The 19,317-nt window shown below is 40.8% G+C and carries 16 protein-coding genes; 3 read left to right on the top strand and 13 right to left on the bottom strand.

Annotated features, from left to right (window positions below):
- Nucleotides 1-20: 20 nt before the first annotated feature.
- The 3 genes from H6G18_RS00245 to psaC form a co-directional block, all read right to left on the bottom strand.
- Nucleotides 21-1,697 carry an AIPR family protein gene (locus H6G18_RS00245; RefSeq protein WP_190405069.1) on the bottom strand — a complete coding sequence of 559 codons (1,677 nt, stop codon included), beginning with the start codon at nucleotides 1,695-1,697 and terminating at the stop codon, nucleotides 21-23.
- A 245-nt stretch (nucleotides 1,698-1,942) separates the two neighbouring features.
- A complete protein-coding gene (gene glmS, locus H6G18_RS00240) occupies nucleotides 1,943-3,805 on the bottom strand; it encodes a glutamine--fructose-6-phosphate transaminase (isomerizing) (RefSeq protein ID WP_190405068.1) in 1,863 nt (620 codons plus the stop codon).
- A gap of 247 nt (nucleotides 3,806-4,052) precedes the next feature.
- Nucleotides 4,053-4,298 carry a photosystem I iron-sulfur center protein PsaC gene (gene psaC, locus H6G18_RS00235; protein WP_010997613.1) on the bottom strand — a complete coding sequence of 82 codons (246 nt, stop codon included), beginning with the start codon at nucleotides 4,296-4,298 and terminating at the stop codon, nucleotides 4,053-4,055.
- A 518-nt stretch (nucleotides 4,299-4,816) separates the two neighbouring features.
- Between psaC and H6G18_RS00230 the strand changes: the two genes are divergently transcribed.
- Nucleotides 4,817-5,188: a DUF6464 family protein gene (locus H6G18_RS00230; RefSeq protein ID WP_190405067.1), complete on the top strand. Its 372-nt coding sequence runs from the start codon at nucleotides 4,817-4,819 to the stop codon at nucleotides 5,186-5,188.
- 65 nt (nucleotides 5,189-5,253) lie between these two features.
- On the opposite strand, the gene fmt is transcribed toward H6G18_RS00230, so the two are convergent.
- Complete coding sequence (gene fmt, locus H6G18_RS00225; RefSeq protein WP_190405066.1) at nucleotides 5,254-6,258, bottom strand: methionyl-tRNA formyltransferase; 1,005 nt, start codon at nucleotides 6,256-6,258, stop codon at nucleotides 5,254-5,256.
- Nucleotides 6,259-7,128: 870 nt separating this feature from the next.
- Here fmt and H6G18_RS00220 point away from each other — a divergent pair.
- A complete protein-coding gene (locus H6G18_RS00220; RefSeq protein ID WP_190405065.1) occupies nucleotides 7,129-8,412 on the top strand; it encodes a hypothetical protein in 1,284 nt (427 codons plus the stop codon).
- A 249-nt stretch (nucleotides 8,413-8,661) separates the two neighbouring features.
- On the top strand, nucleotides 8,662-9,171 hold the full coding sequence (locus tag H6G18_RS00215; protein WP_190405064.1) for an MAPEG family protein: 510 nt from the start codon (nucleotides 8,662-8,664) through the stop codon (nucleotides 9,169-9,171).
- Between the two features lie 92 nt (nucleotides 9,172-9,263).
- On the opposite strand, the gene minE is transcribed toward H6G18_RS00215, so the two are convergent.
- The 9 genes from minE to H6G18_RS00170 all read right to left on the bottom strand — a co-directional run bounded on the left by minE (nucleotide 9,264) and on the right by H6G18_RS00170 (nucleotide 19,316).
- Entirely contained in the window at nucleotides 9,264-9,557 is a 294-nt protein-coding gene (minE, locus tag H6G18_RS00210) for a cell division topological specificity factor MinE (protein ID WP_190405063.1), read from the bottom strand.
- Nucleotides 9,558-9,589: 32 nt separating this feature from the next.
- Entirely contained in the window at nucleotides 9,590-10,396 is an 807-nt protein-coding gene (gene minD, locus H6G18_RS00205; RefSeq protein WP_190405062.1) for a septum site-determining protein MinD, read from the bottom strand.
- A 43-nt stretch (nucleotides 10,397-10,439) separates the two neighbouring features.
- Complete coding sequence (gene minC / locus H6G18_RS00200; protein ID WP_190405061.1) at nucleotides 10,440-11,540, bottom strand: septum site-determining protein MinC; 1,101 nt, start codon at nucleotides 11,538-11,540, stop codon at nucleotides 10,440-10,442.
- Nucleotides 11,541-11,620: 80 nt separating this feature from the next.
- Complete coding sequence (locus H6G18_RS00195) at nucleotides 11,621-12,967, bottom strand: four-carbon acid sugar kinase family protein (protein ID WP_190405060.1); 1,347 nt, start codon at nucleotides 12,965-12,967, stop codon at nucleotides 11,621-11,623.
- Nucleotides 12,968-12,972: 5 nt separating this feature from the next.
- Nucleotides 12,973-13,638: a hypothetical protein gene (locus tag H6G18_RS00190; RefSeq protein WP_190405059.1), complete on the bottom strand. Its 666-nt coding sequence runs from the start codon at nucleotides 13,636-13,638 to the stop codon at nucleotides 12,973-12,975.
- 62 nt (nucleotides 13,639-13,700) lie between these two features.
- Nucleotides 13,701-14,948, bottom strand: a complete 1,248-nt coding sequence (locus H6G18_RS00185; RefSeq protein ID WP_190405058.1) for a DNA-processing protein DprA — start codon at nucleotides 14,946-14,948, stop codon at nucleotides 13,701-13,703.
- 7 nt (nucleotides 14,949-14,955) lie between these two features.
- The gene (locus H6G18_RS00180; protein WP_190405057.1) at nucleotides 14,956-17,055 is read right to left on the bottom strand and encodes a RecQ family ATP-dependent DNA helicase; all 2,100 of its coding nucleotides are present in this window, start codon (nucleotides 17,053-17,055) and stop codon (nucleotides 14,956-14,958) included.
- Between the two features lie 199 nt (nucleotides 17,056-17,254).
- Nucleotides 17,255-18,817 carry a uroporphyrinogen-III C-methyltransferase gene (cobA, locus tag H6G18_RS00175; RefSeq protein WP_190405056.1) on the bottom strand — a complete coding sequence of 521 codons (1,563 nt, stop codon included), beginning with the start codon at nucleotides 18,815-18,817 and terminating at the stop codon, nucleotides 17,255-17,257.
- Nucleotides 18,818-18,848: 31 nt separating this feature from the next.
- Nucleotides 18,849-19,316: a tetratricopeptide repeat protein gene (locus tag H6G18_RS00170; protein WP_190405055.1), complete on the bottom strand. Its 468-nt coding sequence runs from the start codon at nucleotides 19,314-19,316 to the stop codon at nucleotides 18,849-18,851.
- Between the last annotated feature and the right edge of the window lies 1 nt (nucleotide 19,317).

Raw genomic sequence — 19,317 nt, 5'->3', positions numbered from 1 at the left:
CTCGGTCTAAATTTTTAATTTTATGAATTTAAAATTTTGTCAATAATTTCTTGGCATTTTGTGACATTTCTGAAAATATTTGCCGGATAAGAAGTCGGAAATAGGTTACTACTTTGACTCATAATACTTACCAAAAACTTTGATGTCATAGATTGAATCTCATTAATTTGTTCTGGGGTTAAATCAGATGATATGCTAAAAAAATTATCTGGTAAAGCCTTATAAACTAGGTGTAGTATGAGACGATTACTATGAGTAGCAAATAACTTTTCTCGTCCATCTCGTTGTTTTTGTACTTCTGATAATTTATTCTCTACTACTCTTAATATTTGAACTAATTTCCAAAGGTTAGAACCATTCACTGATCTATTAAATAGAGTTTTGTATGGGGGTTTTTCTATATCTTCCCACAAAACACCAATTTTATCTTTGACTCTCGTAGCAAAAGAAACTTCATTCTGTTTACACGCTCTACTAATCGTAGCTTCATTTAAATCAAAACCTTTGTGTCCATCTGGAATTGACTCACCTGACTTATAAGTATAAATAATTCCTTCTAAATGGAGTTCATTTTTAATTCTTTCTTGTTCAGGATCGAGAGCCACAAATTCTCGACGATCAATTCTGTTTTGAGTGTTGTTAAATCTAGTGATCTCTGTAGCAAATTCTTCGGGGCAGTTTTCCAAGGATATAAAACGAATATGAACTCTCGCTTTTTCAACTTGCTCAGGAGAATTTTGATATGCTCTTGCTATTGAACCAACCGTCTGAGCACCGTTAACTATTTTTACATCCTTGCATTCAAATATACCTGTATCTCTTCCACTACCTCCCAGTGGTTTTTTACCAATACTAGAACACAAAGCTGTTATACCGTTATTATAATACCAAAACTTTTCTGGTTCTTTCTTTATTGTATTGATAATACCTTCATTTACCTCACTATCTTTAACGAATAATCTAATGTTGGAAGAGAACAATTTAGGAGAATGCTTAGTCCACCAATCAGCTACTTCTCTTGCAGAAACTTGACCATAATAAGATTGATAAGGTTCTTTAGTTTGTCCCCAATCAAAAAGGCAAACGTCTAAATTTATAGGATTTCCAGATGCTCCTTGAGATATTATGTTGTATATATTTGACTGGTTAAGAACTCTCATACTTACTATGTCTGATGAATCGTTCATCTCACTTAGTAAATCGTCAAATTCTCTTTTAGGTTCATCTGCTAAAGGAGTTTGTCCAGAATAGACAAGAATTATTTCAAATCTTGTTCCTGCATCATTTAATGCTTCCTCAATATCTTGAGTTTTGTTCTTGAGTTTTGAGTTAAACCGATCATATCTAGCATTTACTAAGTCTTTAAATCCTCTAGTGAATTTCATTACTTCATCTGTTTTTATACTTCCTTTACTTTCCTGTTTCCATTTTGACTGTAACACATACATTATTTTTTCTCTTCTATCAAAATAAATGGCATCTATTCCATTATCTTGTCCACCATCAACTATAGATTTTGATGCTTCTTGAGGAGAAATATCAGCTAACACCATCAATGTAAATGCTGCTAAACTTCTTGTTAATAAAATTAACTCTCTGTCTGTTTCAGATTTGTTTTGATAATCCGACAAGTCAATCAAACCATCAAATGTTTTTTGAAGGTAGGACTTGATTTGGCGTAAATGGATTTCACTCATAATCTTGGTAGATGTAATTAACTTTGGATGTTATCGGATCAAACAGTACAAGCTTGTTTGCAGCATACGTATTTGTAAAATATACATTTAAGTTCTTTAAACTGACAATTCAACTGTTCACTATGAACTCAGTAATATGTATATACTTATAATAGTTGTGCATAAAAAATAGCTTCTGCAAACAATATACTTGTTGAGAAGCTATTCTATCATGAATACCTAAGTATAAAGTTGTAAATTTTATACTATTCTACAGTCACACTTTTAGCAAGATTACGGGGCTGATCAACGTCTAAACCACGACGGGCGGCGATGTGATAAGCCAATAATTGCAATGGTACTACGGTGAGGATGGGCGATAGTAATTCATCCACTGATGATACAGGAAGCAAATCGTTAAATATTTCTGCCGCTTCGCCATCGTTGACTGGTGTTATCCCAATTAAGCGGGAATCTCTGGCTTTGGCTTCTTGGGAATTGGAAATCACCTTTTCATACACACTACCAGGAACTGCGATCGCAACTACCGGCACTTTGGCATCTAATAAAGCAATGGGGCCATGTTTCATTTCCCCAGCCGGATAACCTTCAGCGTGAATATAGCTGATTTCTTTTAATTTCAATGCCCCTTCCAAAGCAATGGGGAAGTTAATCCCTCTACCTAAAAAGATGAAATCTTGGGTTTCAGCAAATTCATGGGCTAAGTGTTCAGTTAATTCAACCTGACGTTCTAAAGTGTCCTCAATTGCTTGAGGAATCTGGCGCAACCCTTGAATAATCTCTATTAATTTTTCTGGTGTTAATAGCTGGCGGCGATTAGCTAAATCCAAGGCTAAGGCATAAAATGCCATCAGTTGAGCGGTAAAGGTTTTGGTCGCGGCTACACCAATTTCAATGCCTGCTAGGGTATTGATAATATGAGAAACCATCAAACCGAGGCTACTTTCTGGGCGATTGGTAATGCCTAAGAGTCGTGCTTGATATTGGGGTGCTTGCCCTTGGCGACGTTCTTTTTCCATTGCTAAAGCCGCTAAAGTATCAGCAGTTTCCCCTGATTGGGTAACACCAATAATTAATGTATTCGGTGTCAGGGGTGATGGTGCATAGCGATACTCAGAGGCGTAGTGTACCTGAGTGGAGATTCCTGCTAGTTGTTCAAGTAAGTATTTGCCTACTAAGGCAGCGTGCCAACTCGTACCGCAAGCGACAATATGAATCTGTGATAAATCTGCGTAAAACTCATCTGGTAAATCCAGTCTGACCGTATCATGATCAAAGTATGCTTCTAAACTAGCTCTGACTACTCCTGGCTGCTCATAAATTTCTTTGAGCATAAAATGTTTGAATCCCTGCTTCTCTACCATTGTGGGATTCAAGTTCAGCATCCGGGGCTGTTTTTTCAGCCTGTCGCCAGCAAAATTATAAATCTCTACACCCAGAGGGGTAAGGCGGGCAATTTCGCCATTTTCTAGGGGGAGGACGGCGCGTGTATAGGCAACGATCGCTGGCGTGTCAGACGCACAGAAAAACTCACCTTGACCAAATCCTATGACCAATGGTGCTTGTTGGCGGACAACAATCAATTCGTCGGGATAGTCAGCCGAAATAACGGCGATCGCAAATGCCCCTTGCAGGTGGTTAACAGCTTGGCGTATCGCCTCTAAAAAAGGAGAAGGTGACGAATCAGGGATGTTTTTTAAGAATTCGGCTATGAGGTGGGGAATGACTTCTGTATCTGTTTCAGAACGGAAGTTATGTCCTTTGTGTTTCAGTTCCTCGCGTAACTCGCGGTAATTTTCCACAATCCCATTTTGAACAACGGCGATTCGCATTGCCGTATCTAAATGGGGATGGGCGTTATACTCCTCTGGTTTACCATGAGTTGCCCAGCGTGTATGACCAATGCCAATTTGAGCAGGGGTTGCCAGATGTTCTAGTTTAGAACGGAGGTTATGTAGTTTGCCCTTTGCTCTTACACAGTTAACCTCTCCTTCCCAAACTGTAGCTACGCCTGCGGAATCGTAACCGCGATATTCCAGTTTTTCTAGCCCAGCCAATAAAATTTCGGTCGCTGCTTGAGTCCCAATATACCCAACGATGCCACACATTGCTCACACCACCCTTTGTTCAGGAGAATTAAATCCAGTATAGTCATTGGTCATTGCTTTGGACTGTGGACTATTGACTATTGACTTTACCGCAAAAAAAAGGAGCAACCTGCTCCTTTGTCCACTAGGTATTTTTATAAATTTCTCATGATTGTTGCAGGATGGGCGATCGCCCACCCTACAAAGCTAAAGAGGCTTGCTATCGAGACACTTAATGGTGAACAAAAAGGAATCGGTAGTCAATTCCTTAGTAAGCTAGACCCATGCTGCGAGTTGTTTCTGCACCCAGATAAACCCGAATGCTCAAGAAGTCGGTGGGGCAAGCAGTTTCACAACGTTTGCAGCCTACGCAGTCTTCTGTACGGGGTGAAGATGCGACTTGAGCAGCCTTGCAGCCGTCCCAAGGAACCATCTCTAGAACGTCAGTAGGGCAAGCGCGGACACATTGGGTGCAGCCAATGCAGGTATCGTAGATTTTTACGGTATGAGACATTGAAAAAACGGCTCCTTTCCAGTGTTCTTTTCTGTGAAAGAATCATAATCAAGGCATAGTTTACCGCAGTGGCTTATATGCCGTAAGTAAAAGGCTACATAACTTTAAACAATGTAATAGGCACGCTGAAAAATTAGCTTTTCCGCAATCTCCCTATTTCCATAGAAATCAGCTACATCAACGCCTCGTAATTACTCTGCTCACTCTTCTAGCTGCAACAATTTTGTAACGATGTGTGAAGCGAAAGTTGATCTCAAAGACTTAATTGACTGATTATCTATGGTACTAATTCATTACAATCTATCGATGACCATAATTAATAAAAGTGTAACGATATATTTATAAACTGGCTAATAATTCTATTGTTGACAAAATCAGTAGCGAAACCACTGGCAATTGACTACTGACAAACAAAGCGGTGTAAATGTAGTGAATCATTAATTATATGCTGAATCCAGTGAGCGAGATGAGGCTACTGCGATAATATTTTTATAATGTAAACCACATCACATAAACTCATGGAGCCAGATTCTTTACCAACCGAGGTGATTCTGACGCATCCACGTCGCTCCCTCGGTAAAGTCCGACTTGACTGGACACCCCAACCCGGAAACTACCTCGATTTTGAAGGTAAAACCTACGCAGTTTTAGAACGCCGCCATAGATATCAATTTAAATCAGGGCGTTACCGTTTGTATAACATAGCCCTTTACGTCCAGTCTGCTCAAAGACCAGCAGAGAAAACCTTAGTAGCAGGGCGTTGGGTAGTAGGTGATGCCACTTGTAGATTCAATGCCCACTCAGAAATCATTCGCTGTGCCGTAAATCCCCACGGGCCTTGTAACTCCTGTCGTTCTTATGAAACTTCAGAACTTGATCCCCAAGCCTAAACAAATCACCCATTTCCCATCCATGAAATGCTAACGGTATAGTAATTAAGAATTACGAATTAAGCTTAGTTCCCATTTCCTAGCACTTCTCCCACCGTCAATCGAGTACCATTGACAAAATCCCATCCCGACTGGGGACGTTTGCCAGATAGTTGAACCTCTCGTAACAGCAACAGTCCCTCACCAGTTTGAGTGATCGCACCAACTCCCTTGGTGATGCTTACTACTTCTCCTGGACTACCCGATATATTTGATAAATCAGGCAATTTTTGGGATATTTTTTGTAATTCTGGTGGTAGCTCCTCACTGTAAACAGCGCCAAGGGGAAGGGAGGCTGTGATCTTCAGAGGTTGATTCCGGAAGGTAGCTGTACAATTCGGGTAAAATCCTCTGATTTGATTGTGTAGTTGCAGAGCGCTTCTTGACCAATTTAAGGCGTAATCTTGCTTTTGAATTAAAGACGCGTAAGTAGCTGCGGCATTGTCTTGTGGGATTGGTTGGATTTCCTGGCGCTGTAGCTTCAGCAAGGTTTCTATTAATAAATCCCCACCAATTACAGATAGTCTCTGGGCTAAATCATCGGCATTATCGAGTAAGTCAATGGGTATAGTTGCTTTAAGTAGCATTGCTCCAGTATCCATCCCTGCATCCATTAACATGGTGGTGATCCCCGTTTCTTTTTCTCCGTTATACAGACACCATTGAATGGGTGCGGCTCCTCTGTACTGGGGCAAAATTGAGCCATGTACGTTTACAGAACCTAATTTTGGCATATCGAGAATTTTTTGGGACAAGATTTGTCCATAAGCAACCACAACGAACGCATCGGCATCTAATTGCTTGAGTTTAGTCAGGGTTTCTTTATCTTTTTTGATCCGTTCTGGTTGCCATACTGGTAAATTGTGAGCGATCGCTACATTTTTTACTGGAGAAGGTGTTAATTTATTCCCACGTTCTCGGCGTTTATCCGGTTGTGTTATCACTGCTAAAACATCAAAATCTGCATTATTTAGCAATTTCTCTAAAGTGGGAACAGCAAAATCAGGTGTACCAAAAAATACAATTTTCATTAGTCAATGATCAACAGTCAATAGTCATTAATTACTCTATCTTGTCTCTTTGAAGTTCTGAGTGCCGACACTCATACTTTTATCCTTGTCTCCCTATGCACTTTTTATTAGCAACTAATAATGAAATATACGGTGGCAAAACTGAGATTTTCTTGGTAAACTTATAACTAAGTTAGCTAGCAGCTATACAGCTAATAACTGTATCTGCGGTTAGTAAACTTCATTGATATTGCTACGTCTACCAAATTAAATATCCGTGACTATTTTCCCAGCTACATAGCTAAGATTTTAGTTGCGTTTCTGAAAACTTCAATAGCAATTTCTACCTTAGGGTAGATGCTAAGGTTGTTTTTTGAGTAATATATCTTATGCGTCAGCTTTCCCAACTTTTAAAGTAACGCCTCACATAAACCATTATCAGGGTCTGCACTGTTGTAGCGGAATGTCAACAGAGGAGCTTTTTATAGCTAGCTGTTAATCACGCTAACCCTAAAGTCTGGCTATTGCGTGTCATTTTGGGCTATCAGGAATGTATGGCTCAGGTTACCCCTTAAATGCTCTTTAGGCGACATCGCTTTTCGATTGTGGTTGACTCTTAAGAGCAGCAAATTTTTATTTTAGGTAATAACTAGGTAGTGAATCTGCCGTAGTTTTTTGTTGGCAATTTTTCGGTAATAACCATTAGATTGAATAAAAAGGTGTAAATAATGAAACTGTATTTTTGTAAAAATCTGCAAATTTAAAAAAATAATTTTATTTAATCTAGTTAAATCCTTGAGTTTGTTGTTATACCTGTAATCAACAGCCTGCTTCCTTAGTCAAATAGATATTGCTCCTCACACAGCAACCGCCCCTCTGGAGAGTCCACCCATGCTTAAACCCCTCTTGCTGTCTGGATGGTTCCGCGTGCAACCATTTCTCAATTATGTTGTTGTTATCATGTTGATTGCTCCCTTGGTGGCAGCATCAGGTCATTCTAGTTCAGCGAAGCCATCAAAGCCCATCGCCAAAACTACTACTGAAAAAGAGACACCTGATTCTGTAGTACAGGGAGCGGCTGCTACTAGTGAACCAAATTTGGCAGAAGTCTTAACAGCAAGTCAAATTAACTCCAGAACCAGAGAACTGGAAACGTTACCGCAAGAAACTGTACTTAGTGAGCAGCTACAAATATTACCAGCAGATAATCTAGAGTCTTTGGTAGCAAAAAAATACTCTGACTCAAACAATCTTCTAGCAGCAGTAGAACTCGCACCAATTACAGAGTTACCTGTGAGTCAAACACCAACGAATGCTGATTTGCAATCACTTAAAGAAAAAGACCAAGTGATTTTGAACGCAGTGTCTGAGGCTCACTCATTAGTAACTAATCAAGTTGCATCAGGTCTGAAACCATCACAACCAACATCCACTCCAGACATATCAGTTGAGGAACCCCAAGAGGGACTAGAAGCACAAACAGATCCTATCGGTAGTCCTCATCCAATTCCCTGGAAATGGATTTTGGCAACTCAAGAAGCCATTGGTTCTAAAGGTGGTTCAGGAGTGCGCTATTACCGTAGTGTACCTGTGGTTTCTCCTGATGGTAAGTATGCTGTTTACAGTCGGGTACAAATTGAAGTTAAACCCGAAATGCACAACAGCAAAGTGAATAGCGTTCTGTTTGTAGAAGACAGGGAAACCAAGAAATTGCGGGTGATGTCAGCCACTAGCATTGCTAATGACCCTTTATTAAAGACACAGGAAGTATCAACGGAACCAGCTGATGGTGATGGCAAAATAGGGGTATTAGTGCCAGTGAGTTGGTCAGAAAAAAGCGATCGCTTTTTAGCACGTAAGTTTGAAGGGATATTCAACACCGGGGATTCAACGGATCAGGCGGTTATTTGGGATCGGCAGAACAATCAAACCAACACAGTTGCTCCGGCTCAAGCAGCTCATGACCATGAAAAAATTGCTGTGTTATTAGGTTGGAGTAAAAACGAACCCGATCACGTAATCTTCCGGGCTGGTGAAATGGGCGAAGAAAACTGGCCTTTGGTAAAAGTGGCTATTGATGGGAAAACAGGAACTACAACAGAAGCAGATCAGCCAATTACCTATGGTGATAAGCTGACACAAGTTTGGGCAGGGCCACAAGTAGCTTCTCGTTAATGAGCAGAAAATATGAAAAACTCCCGTTATCACTAGTGTTGATGACGGGATTTTTTTTCATAAGTGATACCAATTTGAAAAAAAATGGTTACTGAGCGACTTTCCTTGAGCAGAGTCGAAAGGAGTCGAGGTGTGCGACAGATGGATTCCCAGAACCCAAACAAAGAGAGCCATTCCCAATCTAAAAATCTAAAATGGTATGACAGGCTAATAATCGTATGATTCCAGAAGAGATTGTGAGGAATTGAAATGATTGAGAACCCTATACCCATATCTACCCTTTTTATTGGGATCAATGGTCTTACCGGCTTGGCTCTCTCCTCTATCGCGGTAGTGGAACGGACAAAAACCAGAATTTGGCATGGTGAATCGTCAGAAGATGTGTCAAAACAGCCAGATCCACTGGTCAGCCCTAATGCTTGGGCGGCTATGGTTGAAACTACGACTCAAAAACTAATCACTAATACCAAAAGCGATGATGGCTTACTGCAACGCAAGGTTCGCGCCTACGGCAATTTTGTTGAGTATGTACCTCATGGATTGCTGTTTATATTAGCCTTGGAACTAATGCAGGCTCAGACTTTGTTGGTGTGGCTACTTGCGTCCATACTGACTATTGCTCGTGTTACCCATGCTTGGGGTGTGATTCAAATTTACGGCCCTTCTCCTGGACGAGCGATTGGTTTTTTTATGACCTGGTTTGTTTATATAGTTGGTAGTTTAGCGTGTATATATTATGGTTTTCGGGGCATTACCTAAAACCATTGCTGTTGATAAATTATTAAGCAGCATAATTTAACGATGTAGTGTCAAGTGACAAACTCGTTAAGAGATGATGAAAAACTGTATTTTTACTGAGATGTTTCGTCCAATACAGGTAGCTCTGGTTTTACCCGACGAATGGGTAAATTAGCAATCAAGGCGGTTGTTCTTTGATTGCTTTCTAGGGCAAACTCCAGACCATCTGATTCTACTTCTACATAGCGGCAGACGATATCTAAAATCTCTTTCCGCATTTTTTCTAGAGTTTCTGGATCTAAACCGGCACGGTCATGAGCGATCACCAATTGCAGACGACGTTTGACGTGTGAACGACTGGTGTCAGGAGTACGTAAGAAAAGTTTGTCTAATAGTTCGAGGATCATTGCCAATAAGTATGCAGAGATTGGAAAGTAGGTTACACAATCTTAGTCCATAACAACCTTCGCAAACGAGAGAAGATGCTGTCATGGGGTGCGTCGAGGTCGAGGAATTCAACTGTGTCTCCTTCTAATCTACGCGCAATGTTTTCAAAGGCTACAGCAGCTAGGGAAGGAGTATCACCTAATACCAGAGGTTCACCGCGATTGGTGGAGACAATAACACGTTCATCATCAGGAAGTACTCCAATCAAGGGGATCGCCAGAAGTTCCTGAACATCTTGAACAGACATCATATCATTTGCCCGAACCATTGCTGGTCTGATCCGGTTAATGATTAAATGAACGCGCTTAACGCCTTGGGCTTCAAGTAAACCAACTACTCTATCAGCGTCACGGACGGCGGAAATTTCTGGGGTAGTGACGATGAGAGCTTCTTTGGCTGGGGCGATCGCATTTTTAAAGCCGTTTTCGATCCCCGCCGGACTATCGATGATGACGTACTGGTACTTTTGCGCCAGGGCGTTCACCAATAATTTCATCTGTTCGGGCGTTACCGCATCTTTTGTCCGGTTTTGGGCTGCTGGTAGAAGTACAAGGTTAGGTTGGCGCTTATCTTTGACTAATGCTTGTTCTAAGCGACATTCTCTGGAGAGGACTTCCACCGCCGTATAAACGATGCGGTTTTCTAGCCCTAGCAGCAAATCCAAATTCCTCAAACCAAAATCCGCATCGACTAGGGCGACTTGCCGACCTATTTTAGCTAAAGCCATGCCCAGGTTTGCTGAAACTGTAGTTTTACCCACACCTCCCTTACCGGAGGTAATTACAATAATGCGAGTCATGATAAAAAGCGCTGGATTAGGGTTAAAGAAATATATTAAATATTTATGGTGCTTGATTGATCCTAGTTATTTGGTTTCTGGAAAAATCATTAGCTCTGACGATGCGGATTCCTTGGGGCGTAATATGTGCCACTTCTGGAACAAACTGCATCGGTGCTTTTTCTGGCGCTCTAGCTACAGCATCAGCGATTCGCAATTGGGTTGGTTCCATTTGCAATGCCATGATTAGACAATCACGATTGCCCGCAGCCCCAGCATGAGTGATTCCCCGCAGACGACCCCACACCAGAATATCGCCATCTGCCACTACGATACCACCTGGATTGATATCTCCCAATAAAATTACTGTACCTGGATGACGAATTTCTACTCCAGAACGGATGGTCATCTCCAGATAAAGAGCGTCGGCTTGGGGTGTGGAAGTTGCTTTTGGTTCTGAACTGAGGATGGTTTCTGGCTGTAATTGTTCTACAGAGTAACCGGAAGTGACAGCAGCGATCGCTGTTTGTCTCCTACTAGTGGCGACAGATTTGAGTTGCAGTTGTACTTCGCTGAAGGTTTCTGCGAGTTGTTGCAGTTGTCTGCCATCTAGGAGGCGGTCATAGGCTACTAAGTGTACATTTGTATTTCGAGTACGGAGGCGATCGCCTGCATTCAAACGGAACTTCAATTGTTGCCAGATATCAGACCAAGTAAATTCTGTTGCAGGTACTTGTAATTCTGTAGGTAAAACTACTAGTAATTTCCCCGCTTCAGTTTTCAACTGTACTTGGATATTATTTTTGCTTTTATTCTCTGCTACTGACTCAGGAGCATTAAGACTCAACCAACCAGAATCAGAGTTTCCATCTGTCACCAGAGAATTGGGTTCTAAATCCAAATCGGCATTGTGTAACTTTATATCACTAGGGGCAGAATTTGCTTGCTCATCCACCATTGGCGAATCGGACTCGACCTCAGTGACCTCAGAATTTGATTTTAAATACTGAAGGACAGAATTTAGCTCTGCATCAGGAATAACAGAGTTAGATTCTGCATCAGGAAGAGCAGAATTTGACTCTGGGTTGACAACGGTAGAATTATAATCTGCATCCGAAAATGCAGAATTTGACCCTAAATTGGGGATGGCAGAATCAGAAGTCATGGAGTACCAGCCAAAAGACAAGGGACAGACCCGGTAATTACCAATCTTAAACTAGTTGCTAATTGCAACAACATCCTTACTTAAGTATTTTTAGTTAATCTTTGATAAATTTTTCCCAAGGCATTAGTATCACCAACGTTCCCTGGAAATAATACTACTGGTAAATCGGGAAACTGAGGATGGTTAGATGATGTTAACACCATCGAACAACCAGGTAACACTTGACCAAGTAATCGGGCAGAAGTTAAAGCTAATCCAGTACTCAATACATCATTGGAAGTAATTCCACCCTTGCTGATGAGAAATCCAATGTCAGGGGGTAAATTACGGACAATATCCATTAATAAACTGGAAACTTTGATGCCAAAATCTAACCGGGTTTTTACATCTCTAAATGTGAGTTCTTGACGACTAGTATAAACTACTGGTGTTTTACCAGATTTGTGTACTTCCTCAACACTTGTTTTGATTTCAGATAACAGTATATTAGCTGCATCTGTCTGATTATCAAGTAACCGTGACACATTAACTTCGATTCCCACCGTTCCCGCAACTTGTAACAGCGCTTCTAGTTGCTGTGTCGTTTTTTTGACATGGGAACCGACGATAACTGCCCCTGGTTTACCTTGTCGCACATACTCAGCCATATTTTCGGCGGCGATGGGTTGGGGAGGTAGGGCAGCCAATGCAGTTAAAATACTAGCAGCACTGCGGAACAGAAAGCGTTTACCTTGACTGGCGGCGGCTAATACATCTACAGCAAAGCGGTTGAGATCCGCTTGAGTTTCACCGTCCACTACAGCGCACTGATTACCTGTAAGCTGGAGTAAGCGTTCTAAACTACCAGTCCGAATGTCATCTAGTAAAAATCTTTCTACAAGTTCCGCATTAATACTGGCTTTGGTTTTTTCTTCTACATACTTAGGTAGGTAGCTGTGATGGTAAGCGAAAACTGAATCACGAGCAAATTCAGTTTCATGCACTGGGGTAGGAGCACCATCGATAATTAAGTAATGTATGCTGTCGCGGGTGATGCGTCCCCCCTCGCTGTGGGGAGTGTCGCCAACAAAAAATGCAGGAACCAGGAAATGAGCATCAAATGGCCCTAATTCTTGAGCGATCGCATCAGTTTCGATGGGATAATGCCCACGCAAGGTAGAATCAGAACGACTGACAATAAGAAAGTCATTCACACCTTCAGCAGCCAGCGCTACCTTCAAGTTTTGGCAGACTTCTCTAGTCACAGATGCGGCTGATTCCGGTGGTAAAGCTCTAGTATTTGTTAATACAAAGAAAATCGGTGAATCATCCCGTAACCCCGTGCGTAAAGTTTCCACATCCCAACGCATCAGCAGCAAACAGCTATGGACTGTTTGAGAACCTGTAGGGTCATCATCTAAGACGATTATTTTTGGTTTGTTGCTCATGAAAGTCAACGGGAAGATTGTAGTTTTCTCAGTTCTGCTTGTGCATCAAGACCAATCTGCAATAATTGATTGATAATCTGACCATATTCGCTAGCCTGGGTATCCTCTTTGATGGCTTGAATATTAGTTAAATGATTGACAAAAAGCTCTTGTTGATTAGCAAGCAGTTTTTTATTATCCCGCAAAAGTCGCTCTGTTTTCAAAGCTTGGACTAAATCTTCGCGCAATAGTTGCAGGGCTGTGATAACTTGGACTCTATCTTCAAGGCTATTATCTAAATTTCCACACACTGCTAACTGGTCATTTACATCCACGGCTACGATTAGGGCGTGATATTGATCTACTGCATCTAAAAGCTTTATCAGTGATTTTGAGATTTTGAGACGTTGCCAAAGCGATCGCCCCAATAACAGCAATACTGCAACTATAATGAATAAAATGATACCTAAAGAAATTGCTGAACCAATTGTTGGCAGAATAATCAAGCCATAAACCAAGCCAACAATGACCACAGCTAGTATTAATACTAAAGATATTTCATCTTGCCAAAATTTTAAGCGCTGTTGACGGCTGGCGATTGCACCAGGGCGAGGGACTTTATCTGGTGACACTCCTGTTAAGCGTCTCAGTTCCCCTTTGCTAATCTCTAAACCTATCAAGTCGGGCTGCACAACTGGATACTCCTGTGGAGGTGCGAGTTGTGTCACTATTTTAATGTGGTTTGGAGACTGTTTTACAACAATAAAGAAAGTTGAGTCACGGGTTGATTAGCTACATAAGCCACTGGCTTATTAATTTTTCTCACTTTGCCTTCTTGCACTGCTTTTTTTAACCACTCTTGCATTTGAGATGGTTGGACTTCTAAAGACTGAGCCAAAGTCTTTGCATCTTTTGGTTGTTGTAAATGAACGAGGATGAAAGGCAAGACGGCTTCATAGATGTTTTGCGGGGTTGATGATAACTCGTGGGCGTGTGTATCCTGGGCTATTTCTGGAGGAGTCTGGATGATATTACTATCAGTTGATTCAGCAACATAACTAGCTTCTGCCAATATTTGCTTAAAAGAACCATACCAAGGTTCAGGAGGAAAAGGTTTTGCTCCCTGATTATGTAATTGCCGATTACCTTCTGATGCTGTTGGAGTTATTCGCACAAAAACCGGTATTTCTTTGAGTCGAGAAAGAGCTTCTACTGCACCAGACCAAGTTCCACCTTGACCAAAAGAAGAATTAACTACAAGGGCATAATCAGCTAGAGCATAAATGTACTTATTACGCCCCATTGCATTACCAGTATTAAACCCAGCGTCAGGATCGTAACTAGAAATTAGCGTTAGTCTACCTTCTTTAATACCGGAGCGATACTTGCTATTGACTGAAGCTTTAGTCAAACTATCCGCCAGTACACCGACAGATGTGCCTCCAGCATTCAAAATGCCTAACATAGCTTCTTGGTCTACACCACGCGCTGCACCGGAAATTATCTGCATTCCCTCTAAAGCGCTAGTTTCTGCTATTTTTCGCGTATAAGCAAGTAATTCTTCATCCACATCACGGGAACCAACAACTGCTAGTCCTCCCTGTGAAAGCAAGTCTATATTACCAACGCCATAAAGAATCGCTGGTGCTGAATGTCTCAATCGCTGCTTCAATAGTTTAGGATATTGCGTATCACTGCGTCCAACTACCCATAACCCGCGACTTGTCCACCTCTCTACTGCTAAACTTAGCATTGCACCCCGTTCTATTAAAGCTAATAGCCTATCAGGGTCAAGTTTATTGATATTGATTTTGCTTAATTGTTCTTTTGCGTTTGGTTCGAGTAAGTGTGCTGGACGCATTTCCTGTTCCCGCAACCATTCAGCTAAAGAATTATACTCACTTAAAGTTAAGGGTTGGGGTTCAATTTGGCGACTTTGCCCAAAATTAGCACACAAAAGCAAAATTGCTTGAGTATCTGGCGGTAAAACATGATTTAACATGATTATTCTAGTCCCCTTGACCTAATGAATTGAGGGCTAATGCAACAGGAAAAACCTGTCCACTACCAGCACTGCGTAAAAGCGCCGCAATCACAGTAAAAGTCCAACGGGAATCTACCATATCATCAACTAAGAATACAGAACCACCAATTCCTGGCCAAGCATCAATTTTAAATGCGCCATCCAAATTATGAGCCTGTTGGTAACTGTTGCTCATATCTTTTTGTAGCTGTGTTTGCCGCACCTTCTGAACAATTGGCACAAAAATTATACCTAGTTTCTCAGCTAACCTTTGAGCAAAGTTTGGTACAAGTTCGGGACGTTTTAATGAAGGCACGCAAGTTACCCAAGTAGGAAACGGTTGTGGTTGCCAGCGATTAATCATGTCTACAGTGCCTTGCACCAGTACGTCATCAAAATAATTATCTCTATATTTACCTTGTTTTACCAATTCACCCCAACCAGCATCACCCCATAATGATAATGCCCTTCCTTCCTCCGCTCTTAAATTATTGCTGATATTTCCAGAGAATTGATAACTGAGTAATGCTTGTGATGGCCATTTTTTACGCGGTTCAATAATTTGCTCACTGCGGCGTAAATATAAAACGGCTTTATTTACCATTTCTATTGAACAAGTTACTGGTAACAAATATCTACCCAAGCAAACAGCACAATTACCACAATTTTGAGAATTTGGATCGTCTAATTCGTTTGCCAAAAAAGCCATTAGGCATTGTTGACTCTGCATATATGCTGACATTACAGCTTGTTCTTGGCGGCGAATTGCTGTTAATTTTGTAATCTTTTCCGTATCAGGTTGATAATTGATAGCAGTCGCATACCATTTGGAATTTATTTTAGTTACAGGGCTAGGATATTCCAAGGATAACAATTTTAAAACTTTATCTATTTGTCCCCTAGAAAGATTTAGTTTTTGTTCTAACTGCGTTACTGAAAGACCTTCTGCATCTTGGTTTAGTAATTTGAGAATTTTTTGGGTGTGAATTTGTGGGGGAAAAGCTGTATTAATAAAGTAGTTAGTAATTTCATCATCTTCATCACCACTAAGAAGAATACCGTAAGCAGTTTCTACTGCTCTACCTGCTCTTCCTACTTGTTGATAATAGTGTACAATAGAACCGGGGCGTTGATAATGAATGACAAAACCTAAATCTGGTTTATCAAAACCCATGCCTAAAGCTGTGGTCGCTACTAAAGCTTTAATTTTATTATTTAGTAGTTCATCTTCTAATGTTATACGAATGTCATTTTCTAAATCGCTATGGTATGCCTTAGCATTAATGCTTTGAGCTTGTAACCAATTGGCAACCCGATTAGCATCTCTCACTGTTAATGTATAAATAATTCCGCTTCCTGGTAGTTTAGGTAATTGTTCGGCTAACCATGCCATTCTTGCTGCTGGATAGGGAAGGTAAATATTTTGCAACCGCAGACTTTCTCTAGTTAAATTACCTCTCACAACACGCAAATTAGAACCTAATTGAACGATAATATCATCAACAACTCGGTTATTAGCGGTAGCCGTTGTAGCGAGGATGGGAATATTTTGTGGTAGTCCTTGTAAAATTCTCACAATTCGCCGATAATCTGGGCGGAAGTCATGCCCCCAATCAGAAATACAATGAGCTTCATCAACCACAAATAAGCCTATGCGTTGAGATATTAGTAAGAGAGTATTTTCTCTAAATTCATCATTTGCTAGTCTTTCAGGGGAAATCAGTAAAATATCTACTTTTCCTGCTAATAATTGGGTTTTGACGGCTTCCCATTCATCCTGATTACTAGAGTTGATTGTTGCAGCTTTTACTCCAATACGTTGTGCGGCTGCAATTTGATTTCGCATCAACGCTAGTAGGGGTGAAATTAACAAGGTACAACCCGCACCTTCGTCTCTCAGTAACTTTGTTGCTAAAAAATAAACTAAGCTTTTACCCCAGCCAGTACGTTGGACAACGAGTAAACGCGATCGCCTTTCGATTAATTCTTCTATTGCTTCCCATTGTCCTGGGCGAAAATTAGATGTTGGTTTATCTAATGCTTGACGTAATAGCAATAGTGCTTTTTCTTTATTTGGAGTTACCATATATATACTGAATATAGTTATTCTTGTTGTAGCATTAAAAATTACTAGTGCCAGTAATCCTGAAGAATAAGCTGTATAAATTAGGCAATGTTTTCAACGCAGAGGGATGGGAGGTAAGCGCAGAGTGACGCGGAGGATTTTTGAAGCTGATTGGTTGGGAGTTAGGGTAGTTTTTGTGATTGGGGCATTGATGAGAGTTTTAGGGTTTTAATGACCAATTTATGATGGCTTGAGTTAATCCATCTAGAGTGTATTCTTCAGCTTCTACATCTACACGACCTAAAAGAGTATGGCAAGTTTTCGAGGTTTGGGGGCCGATGGAAGCAATACATACTTCTTCTAAAGCATTGGGGATATTGTTAGGAAATATGTTGTCTACAAGTTGACAGAAAAACTGCACAGTTTTAGAACTAGCAAAAGTGATTATATCTATTGTGCGATTTTTTAAGGCTAATTCTGCTGATGTTGGCATATTACTAGGACAACGAGATTCATAAGCGGCTATTTCAATTACTTCTGCACCTTTAGCTGATAGTTCTTTGACTAAAACTTCTCTTCCACCACTTTCGACTCTGGGAAATAATATCTTTTTACCTAGCAATGGTTCAGGGAAATTTTCTATTAAAGAATCAGCGACAAAATTAAGGGGGATAAAATCAGGTTGGAGTCCTCGTTGTTTGAGGCTTTGGGATGTTTTCTCACCAACAACAGCGATTTTTACCCCAGCTAAAGCACGAGTATCTTTACCTTGAATACGTAGTCTTTCAAAAAAATAATCTACTCCGTTGGTAGAAGTGAGAATTAACCAGTCGAATTGAGCTAAATTAGCGATCGCCTGATCTAATCCTTCCCAACTAGAAGGGGGTGTAATTTCTAATGTAGGCATTTCAATCACTGTAGCGCCAAATGCAGTTAGGCGATCGCTAAATTGACTCGATTGTCCAACTGAACGAGTCACTAAGATAGTTTTACCAGTGAGAGGTAAGTTACTAGACATAGCTGGGGTGGGAGAATTTTGATCCTTTGAAGATATTGTCTCAGGTTGTAGGTATTTGCGTAGCCCGACCACTTCACCAATGACGATGACTACTGGAGAGAGAGATAAACCAGTCGTTTGTTCAAGAATATTAATTAGTTGACCAGTCCAAACTTGTTGTTGGGGTGTTCCCGCCCAGCGAATAATGGCTATGGGTGTGAGATGCGATCGCCCTCTGCGTAAAAGTTCATGTACAATGTCTGCAAAGTTTTTCCCACCCATCAATATGACTAGGGTGTCTAACCTTGAGAGTGCTTCCCAGTCTAAAACCTCTGGTTCATGGGCTGTCAAGACTGCAAAGCAACGACTCATCACCGGATCTGTCAGAGGGATTCCTGCTAATAAAGGTGCTGCTATAGCTGAAGAAATTCCTGGTACTACTGCAAATTCACAGCCTGCTGATTTTAAAGCCTCAATTTCCGAGGTACACCGTCCAAAGATAAACGGGTCGCCCGATTTTAACCTGACGACTAATTTACCCTCTTGGCAGTATTTAACTAATAGATGATTGATTTCGGCTTGCGGTGTACTGGGTTTACCGCCACGCTTCCCTACATCTAACTTCAAGCAATCAGGTGACACACATTCCAACAATTGCTCATCCACTAAGGCATCATAAACCAACACTTGAGCCACAGCCAGCAGATTGTAAGCTTTCACTGTGAGGTATGCTATATCTCCCGGCCCTGCACCTACAAGGTAGACTTTGCCCTTTTGTTCAGTCATGATTTTGGATTAGTGCGATCGCTTGTATTATCTAGATTGATTTAGTATTCATTTGCTCTAATAATTGAGCAATTTTTTGAGCCGTTTCTGGTTGACGCTGTTTTTGCAATAATTCCTGAGCCTTTTTTAAGTTAGTTTTAGCTTCTGTTTGTTTATTTTCCTGCATCAGAATAGTTGCTAGACGTAAGTAACCTTGGGGATTTTTCGGACTACGGCGAATTACTTCTTGATATAATTGTTTAGCTTCTGCAACTTGACCTTGTTCTTTTAACACGTCTCCTAAAAACAAGCGGACTACATCATTAGTAGAGTTAATAGCGATAACTTTGCGAAAAGCCGCTTCTGCACCTTTATAGTCTTTTTGTTGATAAAGATTTACTCCTTTTTGGAAAAAATTAGAAGTAATCAAAGTTTTTACTGCAAAATAAATTAATAGGGTAATACTAACAAGAACTGCAATAGTCGCCAGAGTATCAGTTAATTGAAAGTTGTCGAGCATG

The organism is Anabaena subtropica FACHB-260, from assembly GCF_014697105.1.
Classification (GTDB): Bacteria; Cyanobacteriota; Cyanobacteriia; order Cyanobacteriales; family Nostocaceae; genus Trichormus; species Trichormus subtropicus.
The sequence above is the reverse complement of the archived record's forward strand: the minus strand, read 5'-3'. Positions and strand labels throughout refer to the sequence as shown.